Annotated in this window: 13 protein-coding genes; 3 read left to right on the forward strand and 10 right to left on the reverse strand. The window is 71.3% G+C overall.

Annotated elements, in window-relative coordinates; translation table 11 throughout:
* Positions 1 to 89: 89 nt before the first annotated feature.
* Genes OO70_RS24875 through OO70_RS24885 form a run of 3 tightly spaced genes read right to left on the reverse strand, consistent with a single transcriptional unit; the run spans position 90 to position 2,551 of the window.
* Positions 90 to 1,433 (reverse strand): helix-turn-helix domain-containing protein, encoded by a 1,344-nt coding sequence (locus tag OO70_RS24875; protein WP_043675689.1) that lies wholly within the window; start codon positions 1,431 to 1,433, stop codon positions 90 to 92.
* 49 nt (positions 1,434 to 1,482) lie between these two features.
* Positions 1,483 to 1,743, reverse strand: coding sequence for a DUF397 domain-containing protein (locus OO70_RS24880; protein WP_043675692.1), 261 nt, complete (start codon positions 1,741 to 1,743; stop codon positions 1,483 to 1,485).
* Positions 1,709 to 2,551 carry a helix-turn-helix domain-containing protein gene (locus OO70_RS24885; RefSeq protein WP_043675694.1) on the reverse strand — a complete coding sequence of 281 codons (843 nt, stop codon included), beginning with the start codon at positions 2,549 to 2,551 and terminating at the stop codon, positions 1,709 to 1,711. The genes OO70_RS24880 and OO70_RS24885 overlap by 35 nt, the downstream gene beginning before the upstream one ends.
* A 113-nt stretch (positions 2,552 to 2,664) precedes the next feature.
* On the opposite strand from OO70_RS24885, the gene OO70_RS24890 reads away from it, so the two are divergent.
* Positions 2,665 to 2,982 carry a DUF6401 family natural product biosynthesis protein gene (locus tag OO70_RS24890; RefSeq protein ID WP_043675697.1) on the forward strand — a complete coding sequence of 106 codons (318 nt, stop codon included), beginning with the start codon at positions 2,665 to 2,667 and terminating at the stop codon, positions 2,980 to 2,982.
* 244 nt (positions 2,983 to 3,226) lie between these two features.
* Here OO70_RS24890 and OO70_RS24895 read toward each other — a convergent pair whose 3' ends face one another.
* The 5 genes from OO70_RS24895 to OO70_RS56135 all read right to left on the reverse strand — a co-directional run bounded on the left by OO70_RS24895 (position 3,227) and on the right by OO70_RS56135 (position 9,743).
* Positions 3,227 to 3,790 (reverse strand): Uma2 family endonuclease, encoded by a 564-nt coding sequence (locus OO70_RS24895; RefSeq protein ID WP_043675699.1) that lies wholly within the window; start codon positions 3,788 to 3,790, stop codon positions 3,227 to 3,229.
* Positions 3,791 to 3,866: 76 nt separating this feature from the next.
* Positions 3,867 to 4,535, reverse strand: a complete 669-nt coding sequence (locus OO70_RS52665; RefSeq protein WP_051741564.1) for a hypothetical protein — start codon at positions 4,533 to 4,535, stop codon at positions 3,867 to 3,869.
* A gap of 156 nt (positions 4,536 to 4,691) precedes the next feature.
* On the reverse strand, positions 4,692 to 5,549 hold the full coding sequence (locus OO70_RS24905; protein WP_043675702.1) for a mechanosensitive ion channel family protein: 858 nt from the start codon (positions 5,547 to 5,549) through the stop codon (positions 4,692 to 4,694).
* A gap of 122 nt (positions 5,550 to 5,671) precedes the next feature.
* Positions 5,672 to 6,457, reverse strand: coding sequence for a WD40 repeat domain-containing protein (locus tag OO70_RS51835; protein WP_063749738.1), 786 nt, complete (start codon positions 6,455 to 6,457; stop codon positions 5,672 to 5,674).
* Positions 6,372 to 9,743: an nSTAND1 domain-containing NTPase gene (locus tag OO70_RS56135; protein ID WP_234336922.1), complete on the reverse strand. Its 3,372-nt coding sequence runs from the start codon at positions 9,741 to 9,743 to the stop codon at positions 6,372 to 6,374. The genes OO70_RS51835 and OO70_RS56135 overlap by 86 nt, the downstream gene beginning before the upstream one ends.
* Positions 9,744 to 9,966: 223 nt before the next feature.
* Between OO70_RS56135 and OO70_RS24915 the strand changes: the two genes are divergently transcribed.
* Complete coding sequence (locus tag OO70_RS24915) at positions 9,967 to 10,893, forward strand: ribosome-inactivating family protein (protein WP_043675705.1); 927 nt, start codon at positions 9,967 to 9,969, stop codon at positions 10,891 to 10,893.
* A gap of 94 nt (positions 10,894 to 10,987) precedes the next feature.
* A complete protein-coding gene (locus OO70_RS24920; protein WP_043675707.1) occupies positions 10,988 to 12,232 on the forward strand; it encodes an amidohydrolase in 1,245 nt (414 codons plus the stop codon).
* A gap of 5 nt (positions 12,233 to 12,237) precedes the next feature.
* Here OO70_RS24920 and OO70_RS24925 read toward each other — a convergent pair whose 3' ends face one another.
* Positions 12,238 to 13,416, reverse strand: a complete 1,179-nt coding sequence (locus OO70_RS24925) for a hypothetical protein (protein ID WP_043675710.1) — start codon at positions 13,414 to 13,416, stop codon at positions 12,238 to 12,240.
* Positions 13,417 to 13,508: 92 nt separating this feature from the next.
* Positions 13,509 to 14,708, reverse strand: coding sequence for a PP2C family protein-serine/threonine phosphatase (locus tag OO70_RS24930; protein WP_051741582.1), 1,200 nt, complete (start codon positions 14,706 to 14,708; stop codon positions 13,509 to 13,511).
* Positions 14,709 to 14,730: the final 22 nt, after the last annotated feature.

Raw genomic sequence — 14,730 nt, forward strand, 5'->3', positions numbered from 1 at the left:
TCTGCACGCGCCTGTCTCATCCCGTTTCGCACGACTACGACTCGTACGTCGCACGGTAACCGTCGGCGCTGTGCGGTACCTCGGGTTCGTCAAAGAGGAGGCTGTGCGGGGGCCGGGCCGAGGGTGGTGGTGCCGGGAGCCGTACGGTGCCCGAGGCCCGTGCGGTAGGCGTCGAGGGCCGCTTCCACCCGGCCGGTACGACGGAGCAGATCGCCGAGCATGCGGCACAGGTCGGCCAGGTCGCCGGCCGCGCCCGCGCGTTCCAGCAGGCTGAGGGCGCGGACGTAGTGCTCCTCGGCCGCCTCGGTGTCGCGGGCGTCCTCGGCGATGATGCCGAGGAGGCGGTGCGCGGCGGCGGAGTGCAGGGCCCCGCGTTCGGAGCTGAGGTCGCTGAGGACGTCCTGGAGAAGGGCGGCGGCCTCGTCGGACTTGCCGCGTTTGTGCAGCACGTCGGCCAGTTCCACGGCGACCTGACTGCTGTACAGCGCCGCGCGCTTCGCCGTCAGCATCGCCAGCGCCTGCCTCAACTCGACCTCGGCACGCTCCAGTTCACCGTCCTGGGCGTAGACGTAGCCGCGCATCCAGTGGCAGTTGGCGAGTTCGGTACGGAACTGGAGTTGGCGGTACAGATCGGCGGCCTTCGCGAGCGAGGCGTCCGCCTCCGCGACCTTGCCCTCCGCTATCAGCGTCCGCGCCACCGACCGGTGCATACGCGCGAGCAGCGCCGGATCCGCCACCTGTGGGGCGAGCGCGAGCGCCAACTCCGCCGCCTGCGCGGCCCTCGCGTGCGCACCCATGTCCATGTACGGCCCTATCGCACTCGCATAGAGCAGCAGCAGCGCGTCGGGGTCGTGCAGGCCGCCGCGGTTCAGCTCGTCGAGCGTGGACTCCAACAGGTAGACGGCGTAACGGAGTTCACCGGTGAGGTAGTGCGCCACGGCACGGCCGCGGATGGCGGGGACGCGGGCGGGGAGTGGTTCGTCGGCCAGGCGCTGCTCGGCGCGCTCGAAGTACAGGGTGGCGGAGGAGAGATCACCGGTGTCGAGACCGCATTCGCCGAGTCCGAGCAGCGCGATGGCCTCCTCGTCCGCCAGCCCGTGCGACTCGGCCTCCTCCAGCAGCTCGGCGTACAGCTCGGCGGCTTCCTCCGACTCCCCTGTCGCCAGGGTGCGTTGGGCGCCGGTCAGCCGTAGACGCAGCTCGGTGGCGAGGTGGGCGGGGCGGCCGGTCGCCAACTCGTCGTAGGCGACGCCGAGTCGGTCGGCGAGGTGGCGCAGCGCGTCGTCGGAGGGGCGGACCCGGCCGGCCTCGAGGGTGGAGATGTACGCGGGCGTGTAGGCGGGCTCGGCCAACTGCCGCTGAGTCAGCCCACGTTCGTGCCGCAACTGCTGCACTCTGCGCCCGATGACTTCCGGGTCGTCCCGTCTCACCATGCGATTAATCATGCCAGTAAGCCGAGTTACAGACTGGCGAGTAACTCAGTTACATGGAGAGTGAGTTGATGAAGTCCTCGAAGCGGCGACGGGAGACGGTCAGAACGGCTCCGCCGGGGTTCTTGGAGTCGCGGACGGCGATGGAGGGGGTGAGGTCGGCGACCTCGACACAATCACCGCCGTTGCTGCCGCTGAAGGACGACTTGCGCCACTCCACGGTGCCGAGAGGGGCACACTCGACGCACTCACCGCCGTTGGTACCGCTGTAACTGGACTTACGCCACGTCGTCGTCTGTCGCCCGGTCTCCATAACGTTCCTCCATCACGCGCGCGATCAGGTCGGCCGAGTCCTTCACTGAGAGGGCCCCCGCCTGCAAGCGAGCGTATCCGACCGAACGCTCCCTGATGACGTCCGGGTTGGCAGTCATGTGCCCCTGGTCGTAGCCCTCGGAGTAGTGGATGTCCGGGTCGTCGTCGAAGCGCAGGAGAGTGAAGGAGCCCATCATTCCGGAGTGCGCGCCCACGGAGAACGGCAGCACCTGGATATTGACCCAGGGGTTGTCCCGAAAGCTCACCAGACGGGCGAGTTGCGTACGCATGACCTCGCGGTCGCCGACCATCCGGAACAGCACGGACTCATCGAGGATGACCCACACGGCGGGCGGCTGCTTCTTCTCGAGGATGCGCTGCCGTTCCATCCGCGCCGCGACCATCTCCTCGACCTTGTCCGGCTCGTCGACGGCCAGTAGCGCCGCCGCGTACGCGGGTGTCTGGAGGAGGCCGTAGACCAACTGGCACTGATAGGTGGAGATGAAGGAGGCCTTCGCCTCCATGTCCGCGTACGGCTGGAACCAGTTCGGCAGCTGGCTGCGCAGGACCAGCCCGAGCAGGCGGCTGAAGAAGCCGTCCGTCATGAACGCCGCGTCGAGCGCCTCGGCAAAGGCCCGGCTCGGGACCTTCGCCGCCGTCTCGACCTGGCCGATCAGGGAGCCCGTGCAATAGATCACCTTGCCGAGCTGCTCCAAAGTCATCCCCGCCGCTTCCCTCAAGCGACGCGCTTCGTAGCCGAAGTAGTCCAACGGGGATGCGCTCGGGTCGAGTTGACGAACGTGGACCATGCGACAGCCACCTCCGAGTAGTTACGGCCTGTCGCCGAGCGTAACCACTCCGTCGCATCCCGGTGACGGGAATCACGTAACTCACCCGCGCCCGCCTGCCGTACCGTGGAGAAATGTCCCCTTTGGCCAAGATCAGCAGCGCGTACGGGCCCCGCTTCGCGGAGTTCGCGTTCGAGCCTGCCTTCACGGCCGCGGTGGATCAGCATGTGGCTGACCTGCGGGAACGGCTGTCGGCAGGCGGGCCGGATCTGACGCCCCCGCCCCCGGACCGCTCCGACCTCACGGACTACGCGCTCGGCTTCCTGGACGCGCTCGCGGAGCTGGACTGGCGGGAGCCGGTCGGGCACGACTACGCGGTGTGCAGGCTGACCGCCATCAGCTGGCTGGTGCAGCGGCACGGACTCCTGCCGGAGCAGCGCCGCGGTGACTGAAAAAGAGTTTCCGGTGGCTCAACTCCCCTTGAAACCCTTCCCGTTGCACGGTCCGACCCTCTAAGTTAGGCACGCATTAAGCGTGCTTAACTCATCGCTGTTGCCGTCGCCGTCACTGTCGTTGCGAGGTAGGTATGTCCGCGCGTTACGTCAGAGGATTCTGCGCCGCCGTCATCGCCGTAGCCGCCCTGATCGGCGCGGCAGCGGCAAACCCGGCCAAGGCGGCGGACCGCCTGCCGGCATCTCACTCGGGCGCGAGCGTCACGTCCGTGCGCGGGTAGAGCGGCAGACCGCCGGTCGCGACCTTCCACCCGCCCGCGATGGTGACGGTGTTCCCGTACGGCCGGCGCAAACGGTTCTCGTACTCCGGGGAACCGCGCCGCCTGCCGACCTGCCAGTGGTACATCCACGTGCCGTCACGCGGGTCGACGATCAGGTAGTGCGGGATACCCATCGCCGGGTAGTCGCGGCTCTTGTCCTCGTAGTCGGTGCGGGGGTTCGACGGGGAGACGACCTCGACGGCCAGCAGGGGCACGGTGGCGTCGCCCGTGGTGACGACAAGGTCGGGGACACGGAGCTTGCCGAGGACTTCGTCCCCGGTGACGGTGGCCTCGAAGGCACCGACACCGTCCGGCAGTTGCGGAACGAGTTGATCACGCACGTCGGCAACCGTGACCTCGTGCCGGCGACAGGGGATCGTCGTCATGACGAACATCCCGCCGCTGATCTCCGGGTACGTGAAGCCCGGCGGCGGTGTGAAGCGCTCGCGCAGCTCACGCAGACGGTGGTAAACGGCACGCTCGGTCATACCGCATGGTAGCCAGGGCCAACGCGGGCCCGGCCGCAATGGCCGGGCCCCGTCCGGTTCACCGAGTAGTGCGGGTTCAGCACTTCCACGTGGCCCAGTACAGCTCGCCCTTCAGTGAGCCGTCCGACCAGGCGACAGGCGTGTCGATGTGGATGCCCGAGGAGCCCTGGCCCGGGTAGTACCAGTAGTAGTGGCCGTCGACCCGCTTGCCGTAGTGGACCTCCAGCCAGCCCACCGAGTGGCGGACGTACGGCGCGAACCAGTACGCGCCCTTGTAGCCGGGGCGGATCGTGTTGGTGATGGTGCTGCTCGCGGTGCGGGTGTTGCCGAGGGTCCAGGTCTCGGAGGTCGTCGAGCTGGCCTTCATGCCCGCCTCGAAGGTGTCCGACAGTCCGGCGCTGACCTCGATGCTCTGGCCCTGCTCGTAGGAGTACGAGGTGTTCGTGGAGTAGCTGTAGTTCACGGCGTACGTGCCGTTGTCGGTGCCCGCGCAGTTCGCGACCACGTTGCTGGCCTGGTGCCGCTTGCCGAGCGCGGTCCAGGCGTTGACCTCGTGGTACTGGCACGAGTCGGGCTTGCGGCTGCCGCTGTCGTGGTTGCAGCTCGCGAGCACGTCCGGCTTGTCGTCGCCCCAGCCGGGGCTCGAGTTGGCGCTGGCGGTCCCCGTGGAGAAGGGGATGAGCACCAGGGCGAGAGCGGGCGCCAGCAGAGCCAGTCGGCGGCGGCCGCGCGGGAACACCTTCATGGTCGTTCTCCTCGTCGATACGTCGGTCGGCGCCACCACCCGCGACGGGTGGCGACGCCTCCGATCGTCATCGCCGGGGAGTTGATCGGACAGTCCCGCCCAAGGAGCCAATCAACTCCGGATCACCCACCTCACCTGCGCTTACACCGGCGACCGCTACATGTCGGACGATCCCGGCATGTCCCGGCGCGAGTCCGTCCCCATGTCGTTCCCCATACCGTTCCCCATGCCACGCCGGGTGTCCGTCCCCATGTCCGTGCGCTCCCGCACCGGCTGGTTGGTCATCGCGTCCTCGCGACCCGCCTGGTACGCCGTGAGGCTGCCCCTCGCGTTGGTCGTCTCGCGCTCCGCCGCCATCAGCATGCGCTCCATGCGCTGACGCATCGGCGCGATCATGCCGCCGCCGACACCGACGATCATGATGCCGGCGACGGTCCCGAGGGCCGCGTACAGCACCGGCTGGGTGACCGAGGTGGCGATGCCCGCCTGGCCGAGGGCCGCGATCACGCCGAGCGCCATGATGCAGGCCCAGACGATCGTCGCGAGCATCCTGCCGTACGACATCGACGACAGGGCGCTGCCGACGATCCCGCGGACCGCGTTCGCGATGGCCATCGCGACGACGATCAGGACCACCGCGACGATGCCGCGCGGGAGCCAGGCGACGATGCCGTTGATCATCGTGCTGACCGGGTTGGAGCCGAAGACGCCGAGCGCGAGCTGGAGGGTGATCAGCATCAGCGCGTAGTACACGATCTTGCAGACGATGCCGGTCATGTCGTACTTGGAGTCCCGCAAGTACCGTTCCGTACCGGCCCGTTCGGAGAGTTTCTCCGAACCGACCCTGCGCAGCACCCGGTCCAGGACGCGGGCGATCATCTTCGACACGAACCAGCCGATGGCCAGGATGACCAGGAAACCGACGAGCTTGGGCACGAACTGCGCGACCTTCGACCAGGCGTCGTTCAGCCCCTGGGTGAAGTTGATGGCGAGGGTGGATTCAGGGACAGCCATGAGCGGCACTTCCTTTGCTGGGTACTACCGGCCCCCTGTTACCGACAAGTGGAGCAGCGCCGCGGAGGCGTGGCCGCGTGGGCTGGGCCGTACGGGTGAGGATCGGTGGAGACCGGTGGTCCTCAGCAGATGCGGCGGTACGACGCGTCCGGCAGGTACGTCCGCCACTGGGCCCGCGTCAGCTCCGCGTTGCCCGTCCTCGCGCAGACCTGTGCCCGCGCCCGCTCCGGGTCGACGGTGTACCGCTGGAGGGGGACGTGCGCGCTGCCCGCGAACAGCGTGCTGCCGTCCGCGCTGAAGGCGAGGGACGTGACGGCCTCGCCCGGAGTCGTCAACGGGGCGCTGCTGAGCGGCTGTTGGGTGCCCACGTCCCAGAGCTGCAGGCTGCCCGCGTCACCGGCGACCGCCAGGGTACGGCCGTCGGCGCTGAAGGCGAGCGCGGCGATGCCCTCCGGGGTGGTGCCGACGGGGGCGGGGAAGACGTTGCGCAGGATGCCGGTACGGCGGCCGAGAGCCCCGCCCTCACCGCTTCCCCCGCCCTCACCCGTGCCCCCGTCCCACAGGTGCACCCGGCCCGTCTGGTCGCCGACCGCCAGCGTGGAGCCGTCGGCGGTGAAGGCCAGGGCGCCGATCTCGTCGCCCTGCACGAGGTCCCGTCCGGTGGAGCGGCCCGAGGGCAGTGCGGCCACGCGCCCCTCGCCGACGAGGAGCGCGCCGTCCGGGCGGACGGCGAGGTGGGAGCCGGTCACGCCGGTCAGGACGGAGGTCCTGCGGTCGCGCGCGAAGTCCCATGTCTCGTCGGCGAGTTGGCCGACGGCGGTGTCACGGACCGCGTGGAGGGTGTGGTCGGCGTTCGGACCGAGGGCGAGTGAGACGACCGCCGCGCCGGGCAGGTCCAGCGAGGCCACGGACCTCCCGCGCGTCACGTCCCACACCCCGAACTCCTGCGACACCGCCTCCCGGCCCGGCGCCGAGACGCCGTACGCGAACCGGGTGCCGTCCGGGCCGAAGGCCATGAGGGGGAGGGTGTCGGCGGGGACGGTCGGGAGGGCGGGGTCGGTGGAGACGGGGACGGCGACGGGCGGGAAGGTGTGCAGGAGACGGCCGTCGGAGCTGTCGTAGAGGCGGAAGAGATAGTGGCCGGGCGGTGCGCCGGGTGGTGGCGTAGGTGCGGCCGTCGGGACTGAACCGGACGTCGTTCAGGGCGGACGGCCTCCAGTCGGAGGTAACGGCGGCCCCGAGGTCGAGGGTGTGGACGGTGCCGCTCTCCAGGTAGCGAAGGGTCCGGCCGTCGTGGTCCCAGACGAGGCCGCCGTAGAGGTGCTGGTTGTTGAGGGCGTGCCGGAAGACGGGGGCGCCGGGGTCCGTGAGCCGCCAGACGCGCAGCTCCGAACCGTCCGCCGTCGCCACGAAGGCGCCGTCCGGGCTGAAGGACGCGGACTGCACCCCGGTGTCGTGGAGGTCGGCGACCTCACGGCCCGTCCCGGTGTCCCAGACGCGCAGTCCGGTGCCGGTGGCGACGGCGAGACGGTCGCCGGAGAGGGCGAGGAAGGGGGTGTCGGTGTCGCAGATGCCGGAGTCCTGCTGCCAAGTGCCGGGCAGGGAGCGGGAGTTGGCCATGTCCCACAGGTGCACGGCGTTCGCCGAACAGGCCGCGACCGTACGACCGTCCGGGCTGACGGCGGTGAGGGCCGCGTCCGGTGCCCGCGCCTCGAACGTGACGTGGCCGTCGGCCACCGAGCGCAGCCGCAGTTGGTCGCCCTCGGTGGAGAGGAGGGAGCGGCCGTCGCCGGTGAAGTGGGCGTTGCCGACGTCGTGCAGTTCCGGCCCGGACCAGCGTCCGGTGGCCGTGTTCCACAGCCGCAGGCCGCCGGCCCCGTCGGTGACCCCGAGGACATGGGCGGAGGCGTCGACCTCGGTCACCGTGCCGGTGGGTGTCCGGCCCGAGCCGGTGGCGCGGTGGGTGGTCACGTCCCAGGTGTGCCAGGTACGGCCGCTCGTGCTGAGCAGGGTTCGGCCGTCGTCGGTGAGCACGCGCAGGGTGTCCTCGCCGGGCGCGGGGTCGGTGAACGTGTCCGTCTCCACCTGCGCGAGCGAACCGAGCAGAGCGCGTCGCGTCTCGGGCAGTTGGGCCGTGCGCCAGGCTGCGACGCCGAGTTGCTGCGCGGTGCGCGGGTCGGTGGTGCGGAGACCGTCGGCCACGTCGGCGACCCGACGGGCCGCGCTCTGCGTACGCGCCCGCAGATTGTTGTCCCGCTCCTGCCACACGGCGATCGCCGACAACACCGCGACCACGAGCACGGCCGACAGCGACGCGGTCAGGACGCGGTGCCTGCGGCTGATCCGGGCGGCGGTTCGCTGCTCGGCGGCGCGGGCGTCGAGGGCGGCGGTGAGGAAGGCTCGCTCGGGGGTGGTCAGGGCGAGATCTGAGGTGCGGGTGATTGCGAGGGCGGGGTCGGGGGTGCCGGTGATCGCGGGGTCGGGGTTGGTTGCGGAGGCGGGGTCGGTTGCCCGGGCGGTCGCAGGGGTGGCTGCGAGGTCGGCGCCGGGGGCCGTCGCGAGGTCGGCCGCAGGATCGATGGCGCGGTCCATCGTGTGCCCGCGCGGACGACCGGCCGCGTCGCCGCCGACGTGACCGCCCGCACGAGCCCCGGCACGACCGCCCGCACGACCAGCCGCGTCGCCGCCGGCGCAACCGGCCCCACGCCCCCCACCACGACCCCCCGCCCGATCCCCCACCCACTCGCCGAACAACTCCTCCGCCCGCGCCAACCGCGTCCCCCGGTACAACACCCCGGCATCCCGGTCGTGCTCCAGCCACGTGCGTGCCGCGTCCGTCAGCATTCGGTGATGGCGGAGCCGTTCCCGGTCCCGTTCGATCCAGTCGTGGAGGCGGGGCCAGCAGGTGATGAGGGCCTCGTGGGCGAGTTGGACGCCTTCCTCGTCGGCGGTCAGGAGGCGGGCCCGGGTCAGGCGTTCCAGGACCACCGGCACCTCGGAGTCGCCCCATTCCGCCAACTCGGCCCGGGTCAGCGGGCGGCGGGTGTCCGGGGTGCCCTGGCCCGGTACGACCATGCGGAGGAGGAGGTGGCGGGCCGCGCGGGACTCTTCGGGGGACAGGTCTCCGTACACCTGCTCCGCCGTCGCCGCGATCGCGCCGCGCACCCCGCCGGCGGCCTCGTAACCGGCGAGGGTGAGCAGGCGGCCCCGGCGGCGGCGCCAGGTCTCCAGGAGGACGTGGGAGAGCATCGGCAGGCCGCCGGGTTCGTCGAGGACCTCCTCCACCAGGCGGGCGGTCAGGGTCCGCTCGACCATGCAGCCGACCGCCTGGGCCGGGCCCACCACCGCCTCCCGCAACTCCTCCGCCGTCATCGGACCGAGCAGCAGCGCGGCCCCCCGCAGCGCGTCGGCCAGGCCGCGGTGTTCGGCGCAGCGGGCGTAGAAGTCGGCGCGGACGGAGACCAGTACCCGCAGCCGGGTGTCCGGGGCGCGGGCCGCCAGGAGCAGGTCGATGAAACGGGACCGTTCCCGCGCGTCCGAGCAGAGCGTGAAGACCTCCTCGAACTGGTCCACCACCACCCAGCTCTCCGGCTCCTCGGGGCCGGGGGTGAGCAGCTGCCCGTAGGTGGTGGCGGGTGTCGGTCCGGGGGTGAGGATGCGCAGCGTCGCCGGGCAGGCGCGGGCCGCGATCTCCGCCTGGAGCCGTGCCACCAGTCCCGCCCGCAGCAGGGACGACTTGCCGCTGCCCGAGGGGCCGAACAGCACCGCGAAACGGTGGTCGCGGATCAGTCCGTTCACCTCGGCGGCCACCCGGTCGCGGCCGAAGAAGAGGTGCCGGTCGGTCGGCTCGAACCGGGCGAGTCCGCGATACGGCGCCGGGCCGCCGACGTCCTCGGGTTCCGCCGCGCGGGCCCGGCTCGCCTCGGCCTCTGCCTCCGCCTCGGCCTCCTTCCAGCGCGGGCCCCACTCCGCCGGGTCGCCCCCGCAGGCCCGTACGTATCCCTCCACGACCGCGAGCGTCGGCAGCCGTTCGCCGGCCGCGGCCTGGGAGAGCGTGGTCGCCGAGAAGCCCGCCGCCTTCGCCATCGTCCGGTACGAGGGTCCGCCCGCGGCGCGGCGCAGTTCCCGCAGCGCGTGCGCGAGCCCCTGCACGGCACCGGCCGCCGGGTCGACCGGTCGCTCGGGACGACCCATGCGCGTACCTCCATACACCTCGCGAAAGCGACATCAGGAGCGATGACCATACGGATGGCCAGGGAACGGTCCGGTTGCCCCCAGGTGACAGGTGGGTGACGCAAAACCGTCCCTCGCTCGCAATCCGGGATTGATTGCTCTGGTGAGAGGGACGTGCCAATCAACTTTCCGGTCGCGAACGTCGGTGGTGGCATCCCCCACACCGAACGACTGGAGCCCGATCGTGAGTAGTCCCGTCCTCTCCGCGCACCCCCGAGGCGGTCGCGCCCGCACCCCGCTGGCCGCCGCCGGCACCGTCCTGATCGCGCTGCTGCTGAGCCTGCTGGCCCCCTTCGGCGCGGCCAAGGCGCACGCCATCGACCAGAACGACGACGTCGACTGGTATCTGAACAGCGGCAAGTCCTCGTACCGGAGCATGATCGACGAGGTCCGGGGCAGCGCCGAGTCGAGCGTCCTCTACGGCAACCGCGCCGCGACCACGTGGACCACGGTCAGCACCACGACCAGCGGCACCAGCAGGCAGCAGGTCAGCAACGACGAGCGGAACAACTACTTCACCGTCAACATCAGCAGCAGCGAGCACCCGCCGATCCGCATCCTGCTCCGCGCCCACGACCTGTACGTCCAGGGCTACCTGGTCCCGGGGACCAACACGTACTACCACTTCAGCGACGCGACCCTGAGCCACTGGCCCGGCGCCGGCACCGCCACCAACGCGCCCCGCTCCGTGGCGCTCCCCTTCGGCGGCAGCTACGCCTCCATGACGGCGTACGCCAACCAGACCGTGCGCAGCCCCCGCTTCTCCTACACCTGGATGGCCTACAACCAAGGCATCCTGGCCGCCGCCAACTCCACGGGCGCCCAGCGGGCCGGCGCGCTGCTGTTCTACGTCGAGGCCATCGCCGAGGGCGCCCGCTTCAACGCGATCTCCGACCGGATCGAGGCCGCCATCACGGAGAACAACGGCTACCAGTTCGACCACGACGACGAGGGCCTGATCCACAACTGGCAGACCCTCGGCAACAACCTCCAGAACCGGCTGAACAACCCGCACACCCGGCCGACCCCGAACATCGGCCGCTACCACTTCGACACCCTCCAGGCGATCGCGAACATCCTGCGCCTCGCGATCAGGGTGGGCACCAAGTGACCCGCTGAGACCACCCCGGGGCCGCCCCGGCGGGACAACTCCCCCGTCCCGCCGGGGCTCCCGCACGCACATACGACCCGCATACCCTGCCCTCGTGACCTCTTCCCCCGCCGCGCGCACCGCACTTGACCTCACCGCCGACCTCCCGGTCGCCGACCTCGAGGACTTCTACCGGGACCTGCACAGACATCCCGAGCTGTCCGGCCACGAGCAGCGCACGGCCGCCAAGCTCACCGAACGCCTCACGAAGGCGGGCTACGACACCGTCGAGGGCATCGGCGGCACCGGCGTCGCCGGAGTGCTGCGCAACGGCGAAGGCCCGACCGTCCTGCTGCGCGCCGACATGGACGCGCTGCCGGTACAGGAGGAGACGGGGCTGTCGTACGAGTCATCGGTCCCCGGCGTGATGCACGCCTGCGGGCACGACCTGCACGTGACCTGGCTGGCCGGTGCCGCCCAGGCGCTGGCCGCCGGGCGGGACACCTGGTCGGGGACGCTGGTCCTGGTGGGCCAGCCCGCGGAGGAGACGGGCGCGGGCGCGGCGGCGATGGTGGCCGACGGCCTGTACGAGCGCGTCCCGCGCCCGGACGTGCTGCTCGCCCAGCACGCGGCACCGGGACCCGCCGGGTTCTACCCGCACGTGCCCGGACTGATCATGTCCTCCGCGACGGACATCGACATCGTGGTCCACGGCCGCGGCGGCCACGGCTCCCGCCCCGAGACGACGGTCGACCCGGTCGTCACCGCCGCGTACCTCGTCACCCGGCTCCAGACGGTCGTCTCCCGCGAGATCGCCGCCGGCGACTCCGCCGTCCTGACCGTGGGCCGCATCGAGGCCGGCACCCGGCACAACATCATCCCGGCCGAGGCCCGGATCGCCCTCAACCTGCGCACTCAGTCCGCCGACGTACGGGACCGGATGATCGCCGCGATCCGCCGTATCGCGGCCGGCGAGTGCCTCGCCGCGGGCTGCCCGCGCGAGCCCGAGGTGACCATCGGCACCAGCCTCCCCACGATGGTCAACGACGCGGACACCGACCGCCGGATCGCCGCCGTGCACACCGAGGTCCTCGGCGCGGGCACGGTCTTCGACCCCGGCCCGGCAACAGGCAGCGAGGACTTCCCCCTCCTCGCTCCGGACGGGGTGCCGTACTCCTACTGGTTCGTGACGAGCACCTCGGCGGACGTGTGGGACGCGGCCCCCGGCACGGACCTGATGGAGAAGTTCCACGCGGTCCCCAGCAACCACAGCCCCCAGTTCGCCCCCGACCTGTCGACGATCGTGCCCGGCGTACGCACCCTGGTCTCAGGCGCGTTGGAGATCCTGACCGTCAACTGACCTGACTAGCCCTGCGCCTGGAGTTGGAGCAGCTGCTTCTGTACGTGGTCCAGGGCGCCCGCGCGGCGCCCGGGGACCCGACTCCTCAACTCCGCCAGCGCGAGACCGAGTTCGCGAGCGGGGGCCGGGTCGTGGATCTGGCCCCACTGATGGTGAGCACGGTCGACTGCCGCCTCGACGGCGGCCGTGTCGGCTGCCTGCCCCGCCGCCAGCCGCGCCCCGGCCACCGCAAGCCAAGCCCGGCAACTGCGCACCGGCTCCCCGGCCAACATCGCGAGATCTGCCCGGACTTCGGTCCAGTGCAGCGCTTCCTCGGAACCCCGCCCGTGGGCCCGTACGGCGGCTTGCTCGTGCTCGGCGGCGAGGGCGTCGGCGTGGGCGTGACGGCCGTCTTGGGCGGCAGAGGCGACGGCGATGTGCGGGTCGCTGTCACTCTTGTGACGCCGGTCGGCCTCCCAATTCCCCTCATTTTTCAGCCCGTCCGGCGTTTGAGGACGAGGCCCCTTCAGGGCCGATGGGGGTCTGGGGGCGGAGCCCCCAGGGACGCCCGCCCCCACTCCCGCCGCGGACAACACGACATCCGCATACCCCTCCGCCCCCAACCTCCCCAACGCCTGCTGATGCAACTGCTCCAGCTCCGGCCGATACCCGCTGCGCAAAATCGTCGCGACCGCCTTCATGTACGACGGCACAGCCACCACCCGCCGAGCAGGAGGCGGTGCGATGCGACCGTAAACGGCGTTCGTGCGACCCGAGTCGAGCGGATGGGCCCGCAGCCACTGCCAGGTCTCCGCGTCCGCGTGGAGATCGAGCAGCAGCGTCGTCGTGCCCGGTGCCCGCAGCCGCAACTCCTCGCGGACCCAGGCCCAGGGAAACCCGGTGTAACGGACGGTCGCCGGAGTCGTACGGGCCAGCGCCAGATGCGGAAGGTGCTGTTTCCGGTCGAGTTGGAGCTGCCCGGTGACGAACACGGTGAGCGGCCCGGAGGCGGTCGCGGCGGCACGCAACCGGGTCAGTACGGCCTGCGGCTCCAACGGGTCGGCGAGTTCGACAACGTTGGCGGTCTCGGTGCCGGACAGGACACCCGGGGCGACGGCCGCGAGGACCGGCAGCACGGACGCCGCGTCCACCAGGCGCCCCTTGCCCACCGGCGAGGCCGCGAGCAGCAACACCGTCCCAGGCATACGCCCTCCCCCGAACCGTCGATCACTACGTACCTCAGCACCGTAACCTCTGCCGAACCCCCGCCGAACCTCTGCTGCTGCAAAGGGTGATGTCACACCCGCCGTACCGCGAAGATCGTGGTGTCGTCGGCGAGATGTCCGCCGCAGTGGGCGAGCGTGCCGTCGCGGACGTAGGCGACCAGGCGGGCCGGATCGGCGGTGCGTGGATCGGCCAGGAGACCCTCGGAGACACGTTCCTTGAGGGGGAAGAAGACACCGGCGCTGTTCCGGGCCTCGGTGACCCCGTCGGTGACGATGAGGAGGGTCTCGCCGGGCGCGAGGGTGCTGCGCAGGGTCGGCGGCGGGCCCTTCATACCCGCCAACTCGCCCAGCCCCAGCGGGAGTCCGTGCCCGGGCGGCAGGGACCGTACCCCGAACGGGCCGACCACCAGCGGGGGTTCGTGACCGAAGTTGACGACCTCGACGGTGCTCGGGTCACCGGCGGGGAAGCTCAGCAGCACGGCCGTGGCGAAGCGGTCGACGTCCTCGCGGCCGAGGGCGCCGAGATGCAGCCCGTGCCGCAGTATTCGGACGTCGAGGCGCGCGGCGACGGTGGCGAGCTCCGGCTCGTGGTATCCCGCCTCGCGGAACGTGCCCAGCAGCGCGGCCGCCGCCTCCACCGCGCCGAGGCCCTTGCCCTGGACGTCGCCGACGAGGGCGCGGGTGCCGTGCAGGCCGGGCTGGATGTCGTAGAAGTCGCCGCCGACGCGGGCGACGGCGTCCGCGGCGAGGTAGACGGCCGCGTGTTCGAGGCCGCCCCAGCCCGGGGGCAGCGGGCGCAGCAGGGTACGGCGGGTGGTCTCGGCGACGTCCCTCATGTGCAGCATGCGGCGCTCGCCGCGCACCCGTACCGCGCAGGCCAGCACGGCGAGGGCGCCGCCGACGCCGACGAGGATGAAGTCGGGCAGGCCGGTCTGGTACTGGCGCGGCCAGGCGTGGTCGGCGAGGACGTAGGTGGCCAGGCCGAGTACCGCGAACACGGCGGTGCCTCGCACCCCGCAGATCGCGGCGGCGATTCCGGGCACGAGCACGATCCAGGAGACGGTCCGGAACTCGCCGCCGGTGTACCAGTCGACCAGCAGGATGGTGACGAGGACCAGCAGCGGCGGCACCCAGGCGACACTGCGTCCGCCGACCCGGAGCAGATGCTGACGGCGGAGCGCGTCGGGGTCACGCCCGGCGCCGGGCAGCCGGTCCAGCACGGAGCGGCCCGAGGCGCCGTAGCGCACCGGTCTGAGTCCGCGGCCGCTCACAGCCGTCAGTATGCGCCGGACA

It is taken from the genome of Streptomyces xylophagus (genome assembly GCF_000716435.1).
Taxonomy (GTDB): domain Bacteria; phylum Actinomycetota; class Actinomycetes; order Streptomycetales; family Streptomycetaceae; genus Streptomyces; species Streptomyces xylophagus.

Excerpts from the sequence above, each read along its gene's own strand:
- OO70_RS24875 (WP_043675689.1), bottom strand. The coding sequence starts at position 1,433 with ATGGTGAGACGGGACGACCCGGAAGTCATCGGGCGCAGAGTGCAGCAG.
- OO70_RS24880 (WP_043675692.1), bottom strand. The coding sequence starts at position 1,743 with ATGGAGACCGGGCGACAGACGACGACGTGGCGTAAGTCCAGTTACAGC.
- OO70_RS24885 (WP_043675694.1), bottom strand. The coding sequence starts at position 2,551 with ATGGTCCACGTTCGTCAACTCGACCCGAGCGCATCCCCGTTGGACTAC.
- OO70_RS24890 (WP_043675697.1), top strand. The coding sequence starts at position 2,665 with ATGTCCCCTTTGGCCAAGATCAGCAGCGCGTACGGGCCCCGCTTCGCG.
- OO70_RS24895 (WP_043675699.1), bottom strand. The coding sequence starts at position 3,790 with ATGACCGAGCGTGCCGTTTACCACCGTCTGCGTGAGCTGCGCGAGCGC.
- OO70_RS52665 (WP_051741564.1), bottom strand. The coding sequence starts at position 4,535 with ATGAAGGTGTTCCCGCGCGGCCGCCGCCGACTGGCTCTGCTGGCGCCC.
- OO70_RS24905 (WP_043675702.1), bottom strand. The coding sequence starts at position 5,549 with ATGGCTGTCCCTGAATCCACCCTCGCCATCAACTTCACCCAGGGGCTG.
- OO70_RS56135 (WP_234336922.1), bottom strand. The coding sequence starts at position 9,743 with ATGGGTCGTCCCGAGCGACCGGTCGACCCGGCGGCCGGTGCCGTGCAG.
- OO70_RS24925 (WP_043675710.1), bottom strand. The coding sequence starts at position 13,416 with ATGCCTGGGACGGTGTTGCTGCTCGCGGCCTCGCCGGTGGGCAAGGGG.